The 18,194-nt window shown below is 64.7% G+C and carries 13 protein-coding genes; 4 read left to right on the plus strand and 9 right to left on the minus strand.

Annotated elements, in window-relative coordinates; translation table 11 throughout:
* The first annotated feature begins 19 nt into the window (after nt 1–19).
* From HUV48_RS06015 to HUV48_RS06025, 3 genes are read left to right on the plus strand one after another with little or no spacing between them, the layout of a single operon-like run.
* Nucleotides 20–1,627 carry an NAD(P)/FAD-dependent oxidoreductase gene (locus HUV48_RS06015; RefSeq protein WP_176267309.1) on the plus strand — a complete coding sequence of 536 codons (1,608 nt, stop codon included), beginning with the start codon at nt 20–22 and terminating at the stop codon, nt 1,625–1,627.
* 30 nt (nt 1,628–1,657) lie between these two features.
* Nucleotides 1,658–2,083 (plus strand): GtrA family protein, encoded by a 426-nt coding sequence (locus HUV48_RS06020; RefSeq protein WP_176266895.1) that lies wholly within the window; start codon nt 1,658–1,660, stop codon nt 2,081–2,083.
* Nucleotides 2,083–3,867, plus strand: a complete 1,785-nt coding sequence (locus HUV48_RS06025; protein ID WP_176266896.1) for a hypothetical protein — start codon at nt 2,083–2,085, stop codon at nt 3,865–3,867. Before HUV48_RS06020 ends, HUV48_RS06025 begins: the two co-directional genes overlap by 1 nt.
* 27 nt (nt 3,868–3,894) lie before the next feature.
* Here HUV48_RS06025 and msrB read toward each other — a convergent pair whose 3' ends face one another.
* The 4 genes from msrB to HUV48_RS06045 form a co-directional block, all read right to left on the minus strand.
* A complete protein-coding gene (gene msrB / locus HUV48_RS06030) occupies nt 3,895–4,404 on the minus strand; it encodes a peptide-methionine (R)-S-oxide reductase MsrB (protein WP_176266897.1) in 510 nt (169 codons plus the stop codon).
* A 33-nt stretch (nt 4,405–4,437) separates the two neighbouring features.
* Nucleotides 4,438–5,763 carry a cytochrome P450 gene (locus tag HUV48_RS06035; RefSeq protein WP_176266898.1) on the minus strand — a complete coding sequence of 442 codons (1,326 nt, stop codon included), beginning with the start codon at nt 5,761–5,763 and terminating at the stop codon, nt 4,438–4,440.
* Between the two features lie 110 nt (nt 5,764–5,873).
* Entirely contained in the window at nt 5,874–7,121 is a 1,248-nt protein-coding gene (locus tag HUV48_RS06040) for an ABC transporter permease (protein ID WP_176266899.1), read from the minus strand.
* Nucleotides 7,118–8,143: an ABC transporter ATP-binding protein gene (locus HUV48_RS06045; protein WP_176266900.1), complete on the minus strand. Its 1,026-nt coding sequence runs from the start codon at nt 8,141–8,143 to the stop codon at nt 7,118–7,120. Before HUV48_RS06045 ends, HUV48_RS06040 begins: the two co-directional genes overlap by 4 nt.
* Before the next feature lie 45 nt (nt 8,144–8,188).
* On the opposite strand from HUV48_RS06045, the gene queG reads away from it, so the two are divergent.
* Nucleotides 8,189–9,265 carry a tRNA epoxyqueuosine(34) reductase QueG gene (gene queG, locus HUV48_RS06050; RefSeq protein ID WP_176266901.1) on the plus strand — a complete coding sequence of 359 codons (1,077 nt, stop codon included), beginning with the start codon at nt 8,189–8,191 and terminating at the stop codon, nt 9,263–9,265.
* Here the strand turns inward: queG and HUV48_RS06055 are convergent.
* The 5 genes from HUV48_RS06055 to HUV48_RS06075 all read right to left on the minus strand — a co-directional run bounded on the left by HUV48_RS06055 (nt 9,249) and on the right by HUV48_RS06075 (nt 18,172).
* The gene (locus tag HUV48_RS06055) at nt 9,249–10,478 is read right to left on the minus strand and encodes an NAD(P)/FAD-dependent oxidoreductase (RefSeq protein WP_176266902.1); all 1,230 of its coding nucleotides are present in this window, start codon (nt 10,476–10,478) and stop codon (nt 9,249–9,251) included. The genes queG and HUV48_RS06055 overlap by 17 nt on opposite strands.
* 51 nt (nt 10,479–10,529) lie before the next feature.
* Nucleotides 10,530–15,362 (minus strand): NAD-glutamate dehydrogenase, encoded by a 4,833-nt coding sequence (locus HUV48_RS06060; protein WP_176266903.1) that lies wholly within the window; start codon nt 15,360–15,362, stop codon nt 10,530–10,532.
* 157 nt (nt 15,363–15,519) lie between these two features.
* Nucleotides 15,520–16,527 (minus strand): LLM class flavin-dependent oxidoreductase, encoded by a 1,008-nt coding sequence (locus HUV48_RS06065; RefSeq protein WP_176266904.1) that lies wholly within the window; start codon nt 16,525–16,527, stop codon nt 15,520–15,522.
* The gene (locus HUV48_RS06070) at nt 16,524–17,408 is read right to left on the minus strand and encodes a tetratricopeptide repeat protein (RefSeq protein ID WP_176266905.1); all 885 of its coding nucleotides are present in this window, start codon (nt 17,406–17,408) and stop codon (nt 16,524–16,526) included. The genes HUV48_RS06065 and HUV48_RS06070 overlap by 4 nt, the downstream gene beginning before the upstream one ends.
* Nucleotides 17,405–18,172 (minus strand): alpha/beta fold hydrolase, encoded by a 768-nt coding sequence (locus HUV48_RS06075; RefSeq protein WP_176266906.1) that lies wholly within the window; start codon nt 18,170–18,172, stop codon nt 17,405–17,407. Before HUV48_RS06075 ends, HUV48_RS06070 begins: the two co-directional genes overlap by 4 nt.
* Nucleotides 18,173–18,194 lie beyond the last annotated feature (22 nt).

The raw sequence follows: 18,194 nt of genomic DNA on the forward strand, positions 1-18,194 counted from the left end.
CGATACGTCCACAGTTGATATGAGCGCCCGCACCGCCAATCGCGGAGGTGCGAAGAAGGTCGACGTCGCAATCATCGGTGCCGGCCCCGCGGGCCTGACCGCCGGCTATCTGCTCGCGAAACAGGGCAAGTCGGTTGCCATCATCGAAAAGGACGAAACCTACGTCGGCGGGATTAGCCGCACGGTCGAGCACGAGGGTTACCGCTTCGACATCGGCGGCCACCGCTTCTTCTCCAAGAGCCAGCAGGTCGTCGATCTGTGGAACGAGATCCTGCCCGACGACTTTATCCAGCGTCCGCGCATGAGTCGCATCTATTACGAGGGCAAGTTCTACAGCTATCCGCTGCGCGCGTTCGAGGCGCTGTGGAACCTCGGGGTTCTCCGCTCGACTGCCTGCATGGTGTCCTACCTGCGCTACAAGCTGTTCCCGAAGAAGGACGTCAAAAGCTTCGAGGACTGGACGGTCAACCAGTTCGGCCACAAGCTCTATTCGATCTTCTTCAAGACCTATACCGAGAAAGTGTGGGGCATGCCGTGCAACACGATGAGCGCGGATTGGGCGGCACAGCGTATCAAGGGCCTGTCGCTATGGGGTGCGGTCACCGATGGTCTGAAGCGCAGCCTCGGCCTCAACAAGAAACCCAACGACGGGCAGGCGGTGAAGACGCTGCTCGAGACCTTCCGCTATCCGCGCCTCGGCCCCGGCATGATGTGGGAAACCGCGCGTGACAAGATCATCGCCATGGGCGGCGAGGTCATCATGGGGCACGAACTCGAGAACCTCGCGAGCGACGGCAAGGGCGGCTGGCGCATGAGCGCGCGCGGCCCGGACGGTCTGACCGTGATCGAGGCGGAACACGCGATCTCCTCCGCACCGATGCGGCAGCTCGCTCGCTCGATCCAGCCGCTGCCCCAGACGACGCTCGACGCATCGAACCTCAAGTACCGCGATTTTCTGACCGTGGCGCTGATGATCCGCAGCGAGGACCTGTTCCCCGACAACTGGATCTACATCCACGACGACAAGGTGAAGGTTGGCCGGGTGCAGAACTTCCGTTCCTGGTCGCCGGAGATGGTGCCGGACGAGGATGTCGCCTGCGTCGGGCTCGAATATTTCTGCTTCGAAGGCGACGGCCTGTGGTCGATGAGCGACGACGACCTGGTCGCTCTCGCCACCAAGGAAATGGATATCCTCGGCCTCGTCGATCCGGCAAAGGTCTTCGGCGGCGCGGTCGTGCGGCAGGAAAAGGCCTACCCCGTCTATGACGAGGACTATGCCGCCAATGTCGAGAAGGTACGCACCGAACTCGAAGAGAAATTCCCCACCCTGCACCTCGTCGGACGCAACGGCATGCACCGTTACAACAACCAGGATCACGCAATGATGACCGCGATGCTGACGGTCGAGAACATTCTCGCCGGAGAGCGCATCTACGATACGTGGTGCGTGAACGAGGACGCCGAGTATCACGAAGCGGGCGACGAAGGTGCGGAGAAGCGCATCGCGGACCGGCGCGAGGCTATCACGCCGGACCAGGCTGCGGCACTGAACTCCCTGCGCGGCGTGCCCGAGCGGATCGCTGCCGAACCGGACACCGACGCACAGGACAAGCGCGACGCGGCTTGATCGGCGTAGCGGACACAGGGGCGTCAGGGGATGAGCGAAGTGATCGGCAAACTGGGGGACTGGCAGGCGATGCGCTACCTAGCGGCAAGCGTCGCCGCGCTGGCAGCCGACTTCGCCGCGTTCCTCATTCTGGTGCAAGCCGGAATGCTGGATGCCGCAGCTTCTGCTGCCGGCTACACGCTCGGCATCGTGGTGCACTGGCTGTTTTCGAGCAGGCTGGTGTTCGCTGACGGCGTCGCGGACCGGGGTAGCCAGCGCTCGCGGCAGAAGGCGTTCTTCGTCGTCTCCGCCCTCGTCGGACTGGTGCTTACCATTGCGATCGTGGGCGCGGCCGACGCGATCGGCTTCAGTCCGGTCGTGGCCAAATGCCTTGCCATCGTCGTCAGCTTCAGCGTGACCTACCTGATCCGCGCGAAGCTCGTCTTTCGCAATCTAATCGCGCCGGAGGCGGCATAGTGCACGGGCCGCTGACCGATCGCCGCTTGCGCAGCGACGAGCGTCCGACACTGGCGATAGTCGCGGCCTGGCTGTTCGTGTCGTGCCTTCTTCTCGGCATGACCTTTTCGAACATCGTTTCCGGCGTGTCGCCCGATCCCGACGATCTGCTGCGGCTGGTTCAGGTGCGCGATCTGCTGGGCGGACAGGGCTGGTTCGATCTGCATCAATACCGGATTTCTCCGCCTGAAGGCGTGCTCATGCACTGGTCGCGCATCGTCGATGTCCCCCTTGCCCTGTTGATCGTAGCGCTGACCCCGATATTCGGCGCGAGCGTGGCCGAAACGATAACGCTCGCGATCGTGCCCTTGCTGCTCCTCGGCATGTTCATGGCCGTGGTGGGTAGGCTCGCCTGGCGCTTCTTCGGGACCGAAGGCGCTGCATTTGCATGTCTCAGCCTCGGCCTTTATCCGCTCGTACTGATGCAAATCCAGCCCATGCGGATCGACCATCACGCGTACCAGATCCTCGCCCTGCTCGTCGCCGTTTGGGCGCTGTCGTGGCGGTCGATGAAGCACAGCGGCATAGTCGCGGGCATAGCCTTGGGTACAGGCCTGTCGGTATCAATCGAACTCCTGCCGATGACGGCAGTGATCGGCCTCGTCTTCTTCTTCCGCTGGATGCGCGACGCACGTGACCGGTTCGGCCTGGTAGCTTTCCTGAACGCGCTTGCCGCCAGCATGACGGTGCTGTTCCTTCTGACGCGGGGAATCGGCGATCTGGCATCGCATTGCGACGTGATCACGCCGAGCCATCTCGGCTTCTTTATCCTCGCCGCGCTCAGCACGACCCTTATCGCATCCAAGCCCGCCATCGCCCCGCTGAAAGCGGCGGCGGCGCTCGCGATCACGGGCGCTGTAGGGCTCGCCCTGTTCGCGGCAGCGTCGCCGGTTTGCGTGGGAAGCCCCTTCGGCAATCTCGACCCGTTGGTGAAAGAGCACTGGTATCTCAACGTCTTCGAGGGCCGGCCGATCTGGGTCTATCCGTGGAGTTTCTGGGTTCCGCAAATTCTACAGGTCGTGATCGCGCTCGGAGCCTCGGCTGCACTGGTGCTGACGAACAAGGCATGGCTGCGGGTATGGTGGGCCGAATATACGTTCATCCTGCTGGCAGCGATCATCGGCGGCGTCGTCACCACGCGATCGCTCGCATTCGCAGGGGCCATTGCGGCCATTCCGCTTGGCTGGCTTGCCATGAGATTGCTCGGATGGTGGACCGGCAGCCGCAAGATCGCCGTCAAGATCGTCGGGCCGGTGGCGATTGCCTTCCTTCTCTTGCCGAGCCTGTTCGTCCAGGCGAGCGAAGTGGGCAAGATTGGGGAGGACGGTTCTGACGACGATACCGCAGCCGCCGGTACGGAAACTTCCTGCAATCTGCACGAAACCCTGCCGGAACTGAACGCTTTGCCGCCTGCGCTCATCTTCGCGCCAATAGACATCGGACCCGATCTGCTTCTGCGGACACATCATTCGGTCGTCGCTACCGGGCATCACCGGGCGCAAGCCGGTATGCACGACATCATCGCGACGTTCATGGGGGGGCCCGAGGACGCGCAGAGGACAGTAGCAGCGCATCGCGCGGAATATGTCGTGTTCTGCAAGAACCTCCCCGAGCCGCAGCTCTATGAGAAGCAGAACGAAGACGGCCTCGCGGCAAGGCTTCGCGCCGACGATACGCCGAACTGGCTGACACCGATGCCGCAGTATTCCAGCGAGCTGCTAAAGGTCTACCGGGTCGCCAATTGACGGCTCCGCAGCCGGGAACGCGCCCGGTTACGCCGGACGGAAGTCGAGTGCGGCGCCGTTGATGCAATGCCGCTTGCCGGTCGGCTTGGGTCCGTCGTTGAAGATATGACCCAAGTGCCCGCCGCACCGCGCGCAATGCACTTCGGTACGCGGAATGCCGATCTTGTAATCGGTCGAGGTTCCGACCGATCCGCCGATGGCTTTCCAGAAGCTCGGCCAGCCGGTGCCGCTGTCGAACTTGGTGGACGAGGAATAGACCGCATTGTCGCAGCCCGCGCAGATGAAGGTGCCCTTGCGCTTCTCGTCATTGAGCGGCGAGGAATAGGGGCGCTCGGTTCCGGCCTTGCGCAGAATGCGGAATTCCTGATCGGTGAGGCGCTTCTTCCACTGCGCCTCGCTTAGCGAAACCGGATATTCCTTCGCATTCGCCTTGCCCGATCCGCAGGCGGTCAGCGCGGTAAAGGCGGCGGTTCCGCCCAGCCAGCCGAGCAGTGTGCGGCGGTTCGTTTCGGGGGTGTCGTCTCGTGTCTTGGTCATGGGCTCACCATAGCGCAGCCAAGCTGAACCGGATTAGAACTGCGTGACTTCTACTTCGAGCTTACGGAACCCCTCGACGAAGTTCGCGCGCACCCGCTCGACATTGCCTGCGACATGAACGCGCATCCGCCGGCGGTGCATCTCTTCGAGCAGGATCCGCAGCTGCAATTCGGCCAGCCGCGCCCCGACGCACCGGTGAATGCCATAACCGAAGGCGAGGTGGCGGCGCGCATTCTCGCGCCGAATGTCGAGATCGTCGGCGTTGTCGAACACCTGCTCGTCGCGGTTCGCCGAATTGTACCACAGGATGACCTTGTCGCCCTTCCTGATCTGCTGGCCGAACAGCTCGGTATCCTCGCTCGCCGTGCGCCGCATGTGCTTGAGCGGCGTCTGGTAGCGGATGCATTCCTGTACCGCGTTGGGGATGAGGTCGGGGTTCTCCTCGAACGCCTTGCGCTGATCGGGGAAGCGGTCGAACGCGTGGACGATGCCCGACATCGTGTTGCGCGTCGTGTCGTTTCCGCCGACGATCAGAAGGACCAGATTGCCCATGAATTCCTGCGGACTCATCTGGTTCATTTCGGGCGAATGGATCATCATCGAGATGAGATCGGGTGCCTCACCGAGCTCTGCGCGCTTCGCCCAGAGCTGCTGGAAATAGGCGGCCATTTCGAACAGGATTGCGCGCCGCTCGATTTCGAGCCCGGGCACGGCGGCAAGCTCGGTATCGCCTGCCCAGTCGGACCAGAAGGTAAGCAGCCGCCGGTCTTCCCACGGGAAATCGAACAGGATCGCGAGCATCTGCGTCGTCAGTTCGATGGAGACCGTATCGACCCAGTCGAAGGTCTTGCCGCGCGGCAGGCTGTCCAGCACTTCGCCGGTGCGGGCGCGGATATCGCCTTCCAGCCGCTTCATCTCGGCCGGCGTAAAAGCAGGCGCAACGGTGCGCCGCTGCCCGGTGTGTTTGGGGCGGTCCATCGCGATGAACATCGGCAGCTCGAACGCCTCCTCGCCCTCCGCCGGTTCGGCGCGGTCGAGGATCGTTATCCCGCCGTGCTGCCAGCTTGAAGAGAACAGTTCGGGCAGGCTTTCGACGTGCTGCACGGCCTTGTGCTGCACCACGCTCCAATACGGACCGAACGGGCTTTCGGGAATGTAGTGCAGCGGGCCTTCGCGGCGCATTTCGGCGAAGATGGGCTGCCAGCGGTGCTCGACATAGATGTCGCTGCGGCTGGTGTCGAAGGGTTCGGGATGCGCGAGGCTGTGTTCGGGGTGCTCTGCGAAATGCGCATTCAGCGCCTCGTAGGGGGTGGGCGAGGTGCGCCACTGATGCGCAGGCGCGCTGGGGTTCGTAGCCATGTTCCTGTCTCCGCTTCGCGCCGCGGCGCCGCCTGTTCCCGGCGGTCGCGCATACTGAGGCGCTGGCTCGTATCCTGCGCTAACTGACAGCTATGTCAATAGCGATACGGTCAGACGCGCTCCGCTTTTCGGCCCATGCCGGGGAAGCGCCAGCGCCGCCCCGCACCGCGTGGCTGGCTACCCGATTTCATCACCCGCTTGCGAAACAGCGAAGCGCCGATCTTGATGAACAAATAAACGAACAGCGCCTGCCACGCGAGCGCCAGCACATGCGGCCACAGCGCGCCTTCCTGCGCCGCATAGGCGAGCATGACGTAGGGCGACGACAGGGGGAAGATCATTCCCGCGATCCCCATCCATCCCTCGATCTGGGTCACGGCGAGGCTGGCGACGAAGAAGATGAGTATCTGGCTCATCGTCACCGGCATGGAGAGCGTCTGCACCTCGCGCACCGTCGTCGCGAGCGAACCGATCGCCAGGAAGATCGAACCGAGCAGCAGGTAGTTCATCGCGAAATAGAGGATGCCGAGCGCGATGAACCCGGTCCAGCCGATGACGGGCGCAGGGAAGGCGGGCAGGGCATCCCCTCCGAGAAGCAGGAAAATGCCGGCAACTCCGCCCCAGACGGTGATACCGACCAGCGAAACGGCGAGCATGGCGAACAGCTTGCCAAGGAAGACCGCATCCATCGGGATCGACGCTGCAAGGATCTCGATGATCTTGTTCGCCTTTTCCTCGACGAGGTTGGACAAAACCATCCCGGCCAGCAGCATCGACAGTAGGAACAAGAGTACTTGGCTCGCCTGAGCGGTGATCAGGCGGCTGCGGTTGAGGTCCGAGGTGGCGGCCGCGACAGCGCTTTCCTCGATCGCAGGAAATACCGTCGCTTCGCTGCGGACCGCTTCGGACAGCAGCAGCGCAATGTCGCCTCGCCAGCGTTCGAGTTGCCCGCTCGATCCGGTCAAGCGCGGCTCGGCAAGTGAACCGCTCAGAACCGCGCCATAGTTGCGCTCGGTGCCTTTAAGCACCTCTTCTGGGCTGCTTGACCCCTCCTCAACCGGGGCAAGTTCAGGCAGCGAGAGCCCGGCGCTGCCTTCGAGGCTGTCGCGTGCCGCCTCGATCCGCTCGGTATCGCTTGCAGTCATCGCTACAGCCAGAACAGGCGGCGGTGCGGTTTCGCGCACTTGGCTACCGATCCCGCCAGCAAGGCCGCCGACGATGATCGGAAACAGCGGACCTAGCAGGAAGAAGAAGAATGCGCGGCTTAACAGAATCGCGGCGAAGTCGCGGCGGGCGATCACCCATGCTGCGCGCCACAGCGGCAGGCGTTCGGTCGGCGGGGCGGCAGATTCGCTCATTCGGACGCCTTTACCTGTTCATCGACTTCGAGGGCCCGCGCGGCTGCTTCGCCCGCAATCTCGACGAAGGCATCGTGCAGGCCGGCGCGCTCGATCGAGAGCGACAGGATGCCCGCTTCGCCTTCGATCAATTTACGCAAAAGCGGTTCGGGCCCGCCATCGGGAAGGTCGAAGCTCCACAGATGCGTGCCGTCCGCTTTGGTGTCGTGCTCGGTATCTGCCGGTAGGGCCGCGCGCCAGCTACCCTCGCCGCGCCGCGTTTCGAGGCGGACTTGCGCGGGAATCCGATCGCGCGCTTCGTCGACGCCGCCTGCGAACGGCACCTTGCCGCCCGCGATGATCGCGATTTCCTCGCACAGCCGCTCTGCATGGGCGATGACGTGGGTGGAGAAGATAACCGTCGTTCCGTTCGCCGCGAGCCGCCGGATCAGCCGCTCCAGCTTGCCCTGGTTGATCGCATCGAGGCCCGAAAACGGCTCGTCCAGCACAACCAGCCGCGGTTCGTGCACCAGCGTGCCGAGCAGCTGGACGGTCTGCGCCATGCCCTTCGATAGCTGTCTGATCTGCCGGTCGGCTGCATGGCCCAGCCCATTCTCCTCGAGCAAAGCGCGCCCCCGCCTGCGCCCTTGGGCGAGCGGCAATCCGCGCAGCGCGCCCATGAAGGCGATGGCTTCGAACGCTTTCATACTCGGGTAGAGGCCGCGCTCTTCGGGCAGATACCCGACTGCTCGCGCGACGTCTGCCGGGCGGCGGTGGCCGAGCAGGGTGCGTGTCCCGCTGTCGGGTTCGATAATGCCGAGCAGCATGCGCAGCGTCGTCGTCTTGCCTGCGCCGTTGGGACCGAGAATGCCGAATATCGCGCCTTCCGGGACGGCAATGTCGACCCCGTCGACCGCCAGTGTGCCCTCGAACCGCTTCACCAGTCCCTGCGCCTGAATCGCGAGCGGGCGGCCGGCGCCGGTGGAGGCGCCAAGCTCCGCATCATTGCCTGCCGGCAGCGTATCGCTTAGCGCCCGGTTCATAGCGGCGGAGTTACAGCGCCAGATCGTAAGGGAGCAAGTGCAAGTTTGGTAAATTCCGCTTCAATCGAAGGTCTGCAAGATGCCTTGTGCGAAGAAGCGGCGCGTCTGGGTTTCGTCAGCGTGGGCTTCACGGATGCCGAGCCGGACAACAAACGCACCGAGCACCTCCATGAATGGCTTGCGGACGGCCATCACGGCACCATGGACTGGATGGAGACGCGCGTGGAGCAGCGGAGCGCGCCCACTCGCCTGTGGCCCGATGCACGCAGCGTCATCGCCCTCGGCATGAGCTATGCGCCCGCGGGAGATCCGCTCGCGCTGGAAGGATCGCCCGACCGCGCACGCATTTCGGTCTATGCGCAGGGCAAGGACTATCACGACGTCGTCAAGAAGGCGCTCAAGGCGCTGGCCCGCTGGCTGATCGCCGAGGCGGAGAAGGCAGGCTTCGAACACCCGGAACTCAAGGTCTTCGTCGATACCGCGCCGGTGATGGAAAAGCCGCTGGGAGAGGCCGCGGGCATCGGCTGGCAGGGGAAGCACACCAATCTCGTCAGCCGCGAGCACGGCAGCTGGCTGTTCCTCGGCGCGATCTATACGACGCTGCCCTTCGCGCCGGATGAGCCGCACCCAGATCGCTGCGGCAATTGCCGCGCGTGTCAGGATGCCTGCCCGACCGATGCTTTCCCGCAGCCCTACCGGCTCGATGCGCGGCGCTGCATCTCCTACCTCACGATCGAGCACAAGGGACCGATCCCGCACGAATTTCGCGAGGCGATCGGCAACCGCATCTACGGCTGCGACGATTGCCTTGCGGTATGCCCCTGGAACAAGTTCGCCGATGCCGCGCATGCCAATGCAAAGTTCGCTCCGCGCGAGGGACTGGACGGGCCTTACCTTGCCGAGCTTCTGGCGCTCGACGACGCGGCGTTTCGGCAGATGTTCTCCGGTTCTCCGATCAAGCGGATCGGACGAAACCGCTTCGTGCGCAACTGCCTGATCGCGGCAGGAAACAGTGGTAATCCAGATTTGCGCGGGTTGGTGGCGGCGCTAACCGATGACGATGATCCAGTCGTCGCGGAGGCGGCGCAATGGGCGGCGGAGCGGCTTAGAGCATTTCCTTGAGCGGCGTGCCGGCGTCGGCGAGCAGTTCGGGATCGATCTGAGCTTCGTTCTCGACCAGCTTGCGCCCCTGCGCATAATCGCGCGTATTGTTGACGCAGTCGAGCGCGATCACCTTACCTTCGCGCAGGTACACGACCGAAAATTTGCCGCTTCCAGGATCGCCGCGTAGCACGCTCGTATCGTAATCGGTCGAGATACCGACCGTCTGCAGCCGCAGGTCATACTGGTTGGACCAGAACCACGGCACCGCGTCGTAGGGCTGCTTGTCGCCGCAAATCGCCTTGGCCGCGGTCGTTGCCATGTCATTCGCGTTCTGCACCGATTCGAGGCGGATGACCGCCCGGTTGGCATAGCGGTTGGAATGCGCCGCGCAGTCGCCGACCGCGTAGATGTCGTCGAGCGAGGTGCGGCAGAACTCGTCCACGTCGACGCCGTTGGCGCCGACAGCGCCAGCGGCAATCAGCGCGCCTACGCTCGGCACGATGCCGATCCCGACGATGACGACGTCGCAGGGCAGAACCGTTTCGTCTTCGAGTATCACTGCGCTCACGCGCCCGGACGCGTCGTTCTCGATGCGCGCGACACCGGCGCCAAGATGGAACGAGACGCCGTGCCTGCGGTGCTGTTCGAGGTAGAAGCTCGAGAGGTCTTCTCCGGCAACCCGTGCGAGCAGCCGGTTGCGCGCTTCGACCACCGTCACTTCGCAATCGAGCGCGCGCATCACCGCTGCCGCTTCGAGGCCGATGTAGCCGCCGCCTACGACTACGGCTCGCTTGGCTCCGCCGCTTAGTTCGGCGCGCAGAGCATCGACGTCCTCACGCGTGCGGACCGCATGAATGCCCTCTGCGTCACTTCCTGAGACCGACAGGCGTCGCGCTTCTCCGCCCGCGGCCCAGATCAGCTTGCGGTAACCGATGCGCGTTCCGTCGCCGAGCACGACTTCATGCGCCATGGCGTCGATTTCGGACACGTTGACGCCCATCCGGATTTCGATGCCGCGCTCCGCCCAGAAGGATGCTGGGCGAATCTGAATCCGCTCGAACTCTTTCTCGCCCTTCAGATACTCCTTCGACAGCGGCGGGCGCTCGTAAGGAGTGCTGCGCTCGCGCGTCAGCATCAGGATCGATCCGTCGTGCCCGTTCTGGCGCAAGGCAATCGCGGCCTGCGCCCCGCCGTGCCCCGACCCCACGATAATGACATCGAACTTATCCATCGCGCCGGACCGTTATGGGAAACGGGCGATGCGTCAAGAACGAGGCTGCCATCAGCGCGCTAGAAGGTTCCGGGCCATGCTCGCGATCTGGGCCAGCATCGCGGGCGCGACCGAGGCCTGACCGTGCGCGCGGTCGATCATGCTGCGGAACTGGCGGACCGAGCCCTCGTTCGCTTCCAGCCATTTTTCCGCCGCCTGCACGAGATCGTCCTTCGCGCCCTTTCGCCGCGCGATGCGGCGCAGGAATTCGAGCCGCATCTGCTGGAAGTCGCGCGCCAGTCCTGCGACCAGCAGGCGTTCCCAGACATCGGACGGGTTCATCAGCGCGGCGACGCTCTGGGCCCAGTCGAGGCCGAGTTCGCTGCCGATATGCGTGAAGGCGAGCGTGACCTGATCCGCGGGAAGTTCCGCCTTTCGGGCGAGCGAAGAGATCCCGACGGCGCCGTCCATCTCGAAGAGATGCGCGACGTCCGCGGCAAATTTTTGCGGTGCGCCGGCTTCGGCGAATTCCGCCTCCAAACGTCCGGACTGGTGCCGACCTTCCGCGCCGAGCAATTCGCCGGTCGCTTCGGAAAGCTGGCGAATGGGCTCTTCGAGATGTTCGATCGTCTCGCTCGGCGAGGCGGTTCCCGCACCCACGCGAAGCAGGTCGGCCATCTGGCTGCGGATCACCTTGGCGAGCCGGTCGAGCAGCACCAGACGCGCGCTTTCAGGCATTGCTGCCGCTTCCAGCGTCTCCCACAGTGTGTCGACGCCGAACAGACGTTCCGCCACGACATAGGCGGTGACGACCTGATCGAGCGTCGCGCCTTCCTCTTCCGCCAGCTCGAAGGGATGCACCAGTCCGAGGCGGTTGACGACCCGGTTGGCGAGCTTGGTCGCGATAAGTTCGTCGCGCAGGCGGTGCTCTCGGATCTGCTTGGCGAACTTTTCCTGCATGGGCTTCGGGAACGCGTTCATGAGGACCGGTTCCAGCGACTTGTCCTTGACCATGTCGCTGCCCTCGATCGCGTCCTGTAGCACCAGTTTGGTGGAAGACAGGAGCACGGCCATTTCCGGGCGGGTCAGGCCCCCGCCTTCGCCCGAACGCCGGACGTAGGTTTCCCGGTCGGCAAGGCCTTCGGTCTTCCGGTCGAGCGCCCCCATGCCTTCCAGCGTTTCGATCAGGTGCAACTGCGAATCGACGGCCCGCGCGCCGCCGGTTTCGGCGATCGATAGGGCGAGTGCCTGGTCGTGGTTGTCTTCGAGGACCAGCGCCGCGACTTCTTCGGTCATTTCCTCGAGCAGGGCATTGCGATTGGCTTCCGATATCCGGCCAGCGCGCCGCGCATCGGCGAGCGCGATCTTGATGTTCACCTCGTTGTCGGAGCAATCGACCCCGGCGGAATTGTCGATGAAGTCGGTGTTTAGGCGGCCGCCGTTCATCGCGAATTCGATCCGGCCCGGCTGCGTCAGCCCGAGGTTCGCGCCTTCGCCGATGACCTTGGCGCGCAGATCCTCTCCGTTCACGCGCAGCGCATCGTTCGTCGGATCGCCGACATCCGCGTTACTTTCCGTGGAGCTCTTGACGTAGGTTCCGATGCCGCCGAACCAGATCAGCCCGACCGGAGCGGTAAGGATGGACGAGATCAGCTTGTCCGGTTCGATCCCGTCACCGGACAGGTGCTCTTCGGGTATGTCGAGCAGCTTCTGCGCGGTCTTCGAGAGCGCGATCGTCTTCGCGGTACGCGGATAGACGCCGCCTCCGCGTGAGATCAGCTTCGCGTCGTAATCTTCCCAGCTGGAACGCGGCAATTCGAACATCCGCTGGCGTTCCTGCCAGCTTGCTTCGGGATCGGGATCGGGATCGATGAAGATATGCCGGTGGTCGAACGCGGCCACCAGCTTGATCGATTTGGACAGCAGCATCCCGTTGCCGAACACGTCGCCAGACATATCGCCGCAGCCGACGACCTGGACCGGCTCGGTCTGAACATCGACACCCATCTCGCGGAAGTGGCGCTGGACCGAAATCCACGCGCCGCGAGCGGTAATTCCCATCGCCTTGTGGTCGTATCCGTTCGATCCTCCACTGGCGAAGGCGTCGTCCAGCCAGAAATCGCGCGCCTCCGCAATCGCGTTGGCAACGTCGGAGAAGCGCGCCGTGCCCTTGTCCGCTGCAACCACGAAATACGGGTCTTCACCGTCGAGGATGCGCACGCCCTCGGGATGAACGACCTTGTCCTTCACGATGTTGTCGGTGACCGACAGCAGCGTACGGATGAAGACTTCGTAGCTCGCCTGACCCTCTGCCGCCCAGCCTTCGCGGTCGCGCGCCGGGTTCGGCAGTTTCTTGGGGTAGAAGCCGCCCTTCGCGCCGGTCGGCACGATGACGGCGTTCTTTACGCGTTGCGCTTTCATCAGGCCGAGGATCTCGGTGCGGAAGTCGTCGCGCCGGTCGGACCAGCGCAGTCCGCCGCGGGCGATGGGGCCGGCCCGCAGGTGGATGCCCTCCACTCGCTGCGAATAGACGAAGATCTCGCGCCACGGAACGGGGCGGGGCAGGCCGGGCACCAGCGCGCTGTCGATCTTGAACGCAAGCGCTTCGTCTGCCGCCGGGGCGAAAGCATTGGTGCGCAGGATCGCGTCGATGAGCGAGCGATAGAGGCGCAGCAGCCGGTCGTCGTTGATCGCCTGAACCGCGGCAAGGCCCGTGCGGATCTCGTCCTGCGCTTCCTCGATCGCGGCGTCGCGCTGGCCCGTGAACTCCGGATCGTGCCGCGCGGTGAACAGCGCGATGAGAGCGCGCGTCACCTGGGGGGCGTGGCGCAGTGCGTCGACCACCGTGTAGATGGTGAAGCCCATGCCCGCCTGCCGCAGATAGCGGTAGAAGGCGCGCAGCCAGGTCGCCTCGCGTGCTTCCAGGCCGATTTCGGTCACGAGCCGGTTGAACGGGTCGTTTTCCTGCGTTCCGTTCAGGACGGTCGCCACGGCCTTTTCGACCGCGTCGGACCGGTCGATCAGCCTCGATGCGTCGACGCCCGGTGCGAGGGCGAGCTTGAAGTCGTGGATCGTGCCGAGATCGCCCTCGTCGAGATGCGTCGGGATCTCCGTGCAGACGGTGAAGCCGAAGTTCTCGAGCGACGGGACCGCATCCGACAGCGGGAGGCTGCCCTTGGGCTGATAAATCTTTAGGTGCAGCTGGCTTTCGTTGTCATCGGGCCGCCAATAGATGCGTACGTCGCGCTCTTCGCCGTGCGGGCTGTTGCGCCGTCCGGTATCGGTCCGACCCGCGACGCGGCGGCCTGTGTCCGCCTGGTCAGGTTCGCGGCGATCGTCCTCTCCCTCGCCGTGGACCTCGTGCGGATGAAGCGCGCGAAGGCGGATGATATCACTCGCCGCCTCCGCTGCCCCGTATTCCGCGCGGTAACCGCTCGGGAAACTGTTCGCATAGCGAAGCGCGATGGCCGCTGCCCGGCCCTGCTCCTCCGTCTTGGCCAGTTCCTGTTCGACCGCTTCGGACCAGCCGCGCAGCATCACCTGAAGCCGCTCTTCGAGCCGCTCCTCGTCGACCGCCGCCTGTGCCTCGCGGTTGTCGAGCACGAAGCGCATCATGGCGAGGCTGCCGCCTTCGACCTCGAGGCTGTAGTCGAGGAGCGAGGCGTCCGTCTCTTCCTCGATCAGCGCCTGGATCTGCAGCCGCATCTGCGTCGCCATCATGTCGCGCGGGATCCACACGAATGCGAACAGGTGCCGGGCGAGCGGTGCCTCCACCAGCGCCAGTCGCGGGCGCGGGCGGTCGACGAGGCTCATCATGGTGGTGACGATGCGCGCGATGTCCTCGTCGGAAAAACCGATCAGAAGATCGTGCGGCAGGGCGGTGAAGGAATGGACGAGCGCCTTGCCCGCATGGCTGCCGCTATCGAAGTCGTAGCGGTCCATCAGCGCCTCGATCCGGTCGCTGAGGCGCGGCACGCTGCGCGGCGGAGCGGCAAGCGCGGCCGACGTCCAGACGCCTGCATGGACCGACAGACTGGCGGCTTTGCCCTCACCGTCGCGGCGCGGAACGATGAACAGGTCCAGCGGCACCCGGCGGTGCACCTTGGACATGATGTTCGCCTTGATGATGAGGAGATTGCGCCCCTCGTGCCCCTCGCCGTCGAACCAGGCGAAGGCGCGCTCGAAGGATTCGTCCACCATCAAGCTCTTCGCGCTCTTGCGGCAGATGCCAAGCGCCCCCTTCTGGCTTCCGTTCCGCATCCGCACGACATGTCCGAGCTGCGTCAGCATGCCCTTGTTGAGCCAGCTCAATACGGCGCTGCCCTGCGTGTCGGCGATGGCGTCCGCGTCCTTTTCCATCGCGTCCTGAAGCTTCGGCCAGTCTGCGACGGCAGCGCGCACGTCTTCCAGCGCTTCGCGGATGGCGAGTTCGATCGCCCGGCGGTGCTTGGCGTCGACGCGGCTCGTCTCCATGTAGATCATCGATTCGTAGACGGCGTCGTCCGGTTCGCCATCTACGATGGTCTGCAGCGAGCAGTCCGGCTTGCGCTTCACCGGCACGATCGGATGGACGAGCCGGTCGATCGAGAGGCCCTGCGCCGCGACCGTGGCCGCCAGCGAATCGACCAGGAACGGCATGTCGTCGTTGACGATGGCGATCCGCATGAAGCGCCGCCCTTCGCTGACCGTTTCCAGTCCGATCGCCGCCTTGCCGAATTCGCGTGACCCGCCGGTAGCGAGGATGAAGCGAACCGCTTCCTGCAAATGCGCGTCGTCGAAAGCCGCGTCGCCGGGCAGCTCGCTGCTCCGGATCCGCTGCGTCAGTTCCTTGACGAGTTGGGGAGAGATACGTTTTGCTTTGCCGGCGGCATCGCGCCCCGGTTTCGTCTTGGCTTTAGCGCCCATTCCTGCGGCTCCGTCGACCCGTCTTTTCGCAGGCCGTTTCATCGGGTTATTACCCCTTGACGGGGCGGGTTACGCTAGGGCGCTTAGGCTTACGCAAGGGGTGAAGCAAGCGTAGCGGGCGCATGAAAGGCTCGCCGCATCGCGAAATCGCGCATTCCTATGCATGCTCCGCCGTCAACGCGCCGACCGCCAGTTCGAGCGAGTGGATACGCGCGGCAGGATCGAAGGTCGCGCCGGCAAGGATTAACTCGTCAGCTTGGGTCCGTTCTGCCAGCGCGGTCATCTGGCGGCGCACCTCGTCCGGCGTTCCGGTGGCGCTGGCGACCGAGATCTGGCGCAGCATCGCCTGCGCCTGAAGCGGCAGGCTGTCGCGGTAGTTCTCGACCGGCGGCGGCAGCTTGCCGGGCGTTCCGGTGCGTAGCCGCACGAAACTCTGCAGCTGCGATGAGGCAAGCAGTTCCGCTTTCTCGGTGGTTTCCGCGCAGAACAGATTCATCGCCACCATAACGTGCGGCTCCTCGAGCGCGGCGGACGGTTCGAAGCGCGAGCGATATACCTCCAGCGCCTCGTCCAGATGCGTGGGCGCGAAATGCGCGGCGAAGGCATAGGGCAGACCGAGGCGGGCAGCGAGCTGAGCGCCGAACAGGCTGGAGCCGAGCATCCACATCTCGACGTTTGCGCCGAGGCCCGGCGTGGCGGCTATGGGTAGCCGCGGCTCGCCGGTCAGCAGGGCTCGCAGTTCGGCGACGTCCTGCGGAAACATTTCCGCTGCGTGGTGAAGGTCCTTGCGCAGCGCCCGCTGCAATTCCGGCCCGGCACCGGGTGCACGGCCCAGGCCGAGATCGACCCGGCCGGGATAGAGCGCATCGAGCGTGCCGAACTGCTCGGCGATCTGGAACGGGGTGTGATTGGGCAGCATGATCCCGCCCGATCCGATGCGGATCGTGCTGGTCGCGGCGCCGATGCGCGAGAGGACGACCGAGGTCGCGCCGCCCGCGATGCCTTCCATTGCGTGATGCTCTGCCACCCAGAACCGCTTCAGGCCGAGCCGCTCGGCCGCCTGCGCCAGCGCAATCCCGTTTTCGAGCGCTTCGGCAACCGTGCCGCCCTCGCGCACGCTGACGAGGTCGAGTATGGAAAGCGGAATGTCGGCGATATCGGTCATCGTGTCGGAGCCTCGTCTGTGTCTGGCTGATCAGCGCGGGGGACGCCAAGCTGTTCCAGATAGGCGCGTGCGCGGCTTGCCTCGCTGCTGTCAGGGGCGACAAGCAGGACCGATTCGAAGCTGCGTTGCGCGTCATCGTAGCGCCGCGCCGTCGCCGCGATCACGCCGGCTTCGAGGCCGATGGCAGCGCTTCGCGGAGCGAGCATTGCCGCGCGTTCGATCTGCTCCTGCGCGTTGGCGAGCCGGTTCAGCCGCCGGCTGAGCGTCGCGGAAAAGAGCCACGCGTCGGCATTTTCGGGCAGTGCCTCGCGCGCTTCGGTCAAAGCGGCGGCTGCCTCCTCACTGCGGTTCAACGCCACCAGCGCCCGCGCCCGGTCGATCTGGGCTTGCCCCATTGCCGCTGTGTCTTCCGCCGTCCGGGCATCTTCCACCACGGCATTGAGCGCGGCTACAGCGCCCTCGTAGTCGTTCGATACGAGGGCGGCATTGCCTGCCAGTGTGCCTAGCCGCGCGCGCATGTCCGGATCACTCTCCGGGACGCGGTCGCGTGCTTCCATGAATGCGGTCTGCGCTTCGGCGAACTCTCCGCGCACGTAATGCGCCATGCCGAGGCACTGACCGGCAAGCGCGGCATCGCTACCGCCTGCTTCACCGAGCCAGCTCATCGCTTCGCGTTCTGCGGCGGCAGGATCGGCGCGGACCGATTGCAGGCATTCGCGCAGGCGCGGAGGTACGGCGGGCCGTGCCTGCGGGATTGCTTCTTCCGCCCGCTGCGAACGTGCGCGTCCTTCGGGATCGATCGGCAGATCGGGCAAGTCGCTCGCGGTCGGATCGGGGCCCACTTGCATGAGGAGCAGCGGAACAAGAGCGGTAAGGATCATGGTGTCTCTCTGGCGGCGGCCTGCGAGATCGCTGCGATGCCGGAAAGCAGCAAGGCGATATCCTCGGGCCGGGACAAACGGTGCGTACCGCTTTTGACGAGCGTGACTTGAACCTGTTCCGAACGAAGCGCTTCGGCCAGTCGCACACTTACCTGCCACGGTACGTCGTTATCCTGCTGGCCGTGGATCAGGTGAACCGGGCAGGCGAGGTCGATGGAGCCGTCCAGCAGCCGGTGCGTCTCGGCATCCTGCCAGAATTTCCCATGGGTCGGGGTGGGTGCGGGGCCATAGGGATTGTCCTCGTAGACGGTCTTCCCTTCGGCGAGTGCCCATTTCTGTCCTTCGTCGAAGCCCCAGTCCGAGAAGTCGGGCGCAGGCGCGATACCGATCATGCCTACGAGCCGGTCTTTCATGGCGAGCGCAACCAGCAGCATCAGCCATCCGCCCATCGACGAGCCGACAAGCAGCAACGGCCCCTTGGCGTAGGCATCCGTCAGTTCGAGCACCTCGTCGCGCCATTGGGTGAGCGTTCCGTCAGCGAAGTCACCGTCCGAGTGACCGCACCCCGAATAGTCGAGCAGCAGCGTTCCGTGTCTGCGCTTTTTCGCCCACGAAGCGATCGCGGTCGCCTTGCCGCCGTCCATGTCGGACATGTAGCCGGGAAGGAAGACGATAGTCGGTCCGTTGCTCGCGCTGCTGCGGTAGGCGATCCGGCGGCCATCGGACATGGTGTGGAACTGAGGCGGCGCAATTTCTGTCGTCATTTGCGCAGGGTAGCACCTCATG

This window comes from Qipengyuania atrilutea (genome assembly GCF_013370205.1).
Classification (GTDB): domain Bacteria; phylum Pseudomonadota; class Alphaproteobacteria; order Sphingomonadales; family Sphingomonadaceae; genus Actirhodobacter; species Actirhodobacter atriluteus.

Excerpts from the sequence above, each read along its gene's own strand:
- HUV48_RS06065 (WP_176266904.1), bottom strand. The coding sequence starts at position 16,527 with ATGACCGATATCGCCGACATTCCGCTTTCCATACTCGACCTCGTCAGC.
- msrB (WP_176266897.1), bottom strand. The coding sequence starts at position 4,404 with ATGACCAAGACACGAGACGACACCCCCGAAACGAACCGCCGCACACTG.
- HUV48_RS06020 (WP_176266895.1), top strand. The coding sequence starts at position 1,658 with ATGAGCGAAGTGATCGGCAAACTGGGGGACTGGCAGGCGATGCGCTAC.
- HUV48_RS06070 (WP_176266905.1), bottom strand. The coding sequence starts at position 17,408 with ATGATCCTTACCGCTCTTGTTCCGCTGCTCCTCATGCAAGTGGGCCCC.
- HUV48_RS06055 (WP_176266902.1), bottom strand. The coding sequence starts at position 10,478 with ATGGATAAGTTCGATGTCATTATCGTGGGGTCGGGGCACGGCGGGGCG.
- HUV48_RS06075 (WP_176266906.1), bottom strand. The coding sequence starts at position 18,172 with ATGACGACAGAAATTGCGCCGCCTCAGTTCCACACCATGTCCGATGGC.
- HUV48_RS06015 (WP_176267309.1), top strand. The coding sequence starts at position 20 with ATGAGCGCCCGCACCGCCAATCGCGGAGGTGCGAAGAAGGTCGACGTC.
- HUV48_RS06060 (WP_176266903.1), bottom strand. The coding sequence starts at position 15,362 with ATGGGCGCTAAAGCCAAGACGAAACCGGGGCGCGATGCCGCCGGCAAA.
- HUV48_RS06035 (WP_176266898.1), bottom strand. The coding sequence starts at position 5,763 with ATGGCTACGAACCCCAGCGCGCCTGCGCATCAGTGGCGCACCTCGCCC.
- HUV48_RS06040 (WP_176266899.1), bottom strand. The coding sequence starts at position 7,121 with ATGAGCGAATCTGCCGCCCCGCCGACCGAACGCCTGCCGCTGTGGCGC.
- HUV48_RS06045 (WP_176266900.1), bottom strand. The coding sequence starts at position 8,143 with ATGAACCGGGCGCTAAGCGATACGCTGCCGGCAGGCAATGATGCGGAG.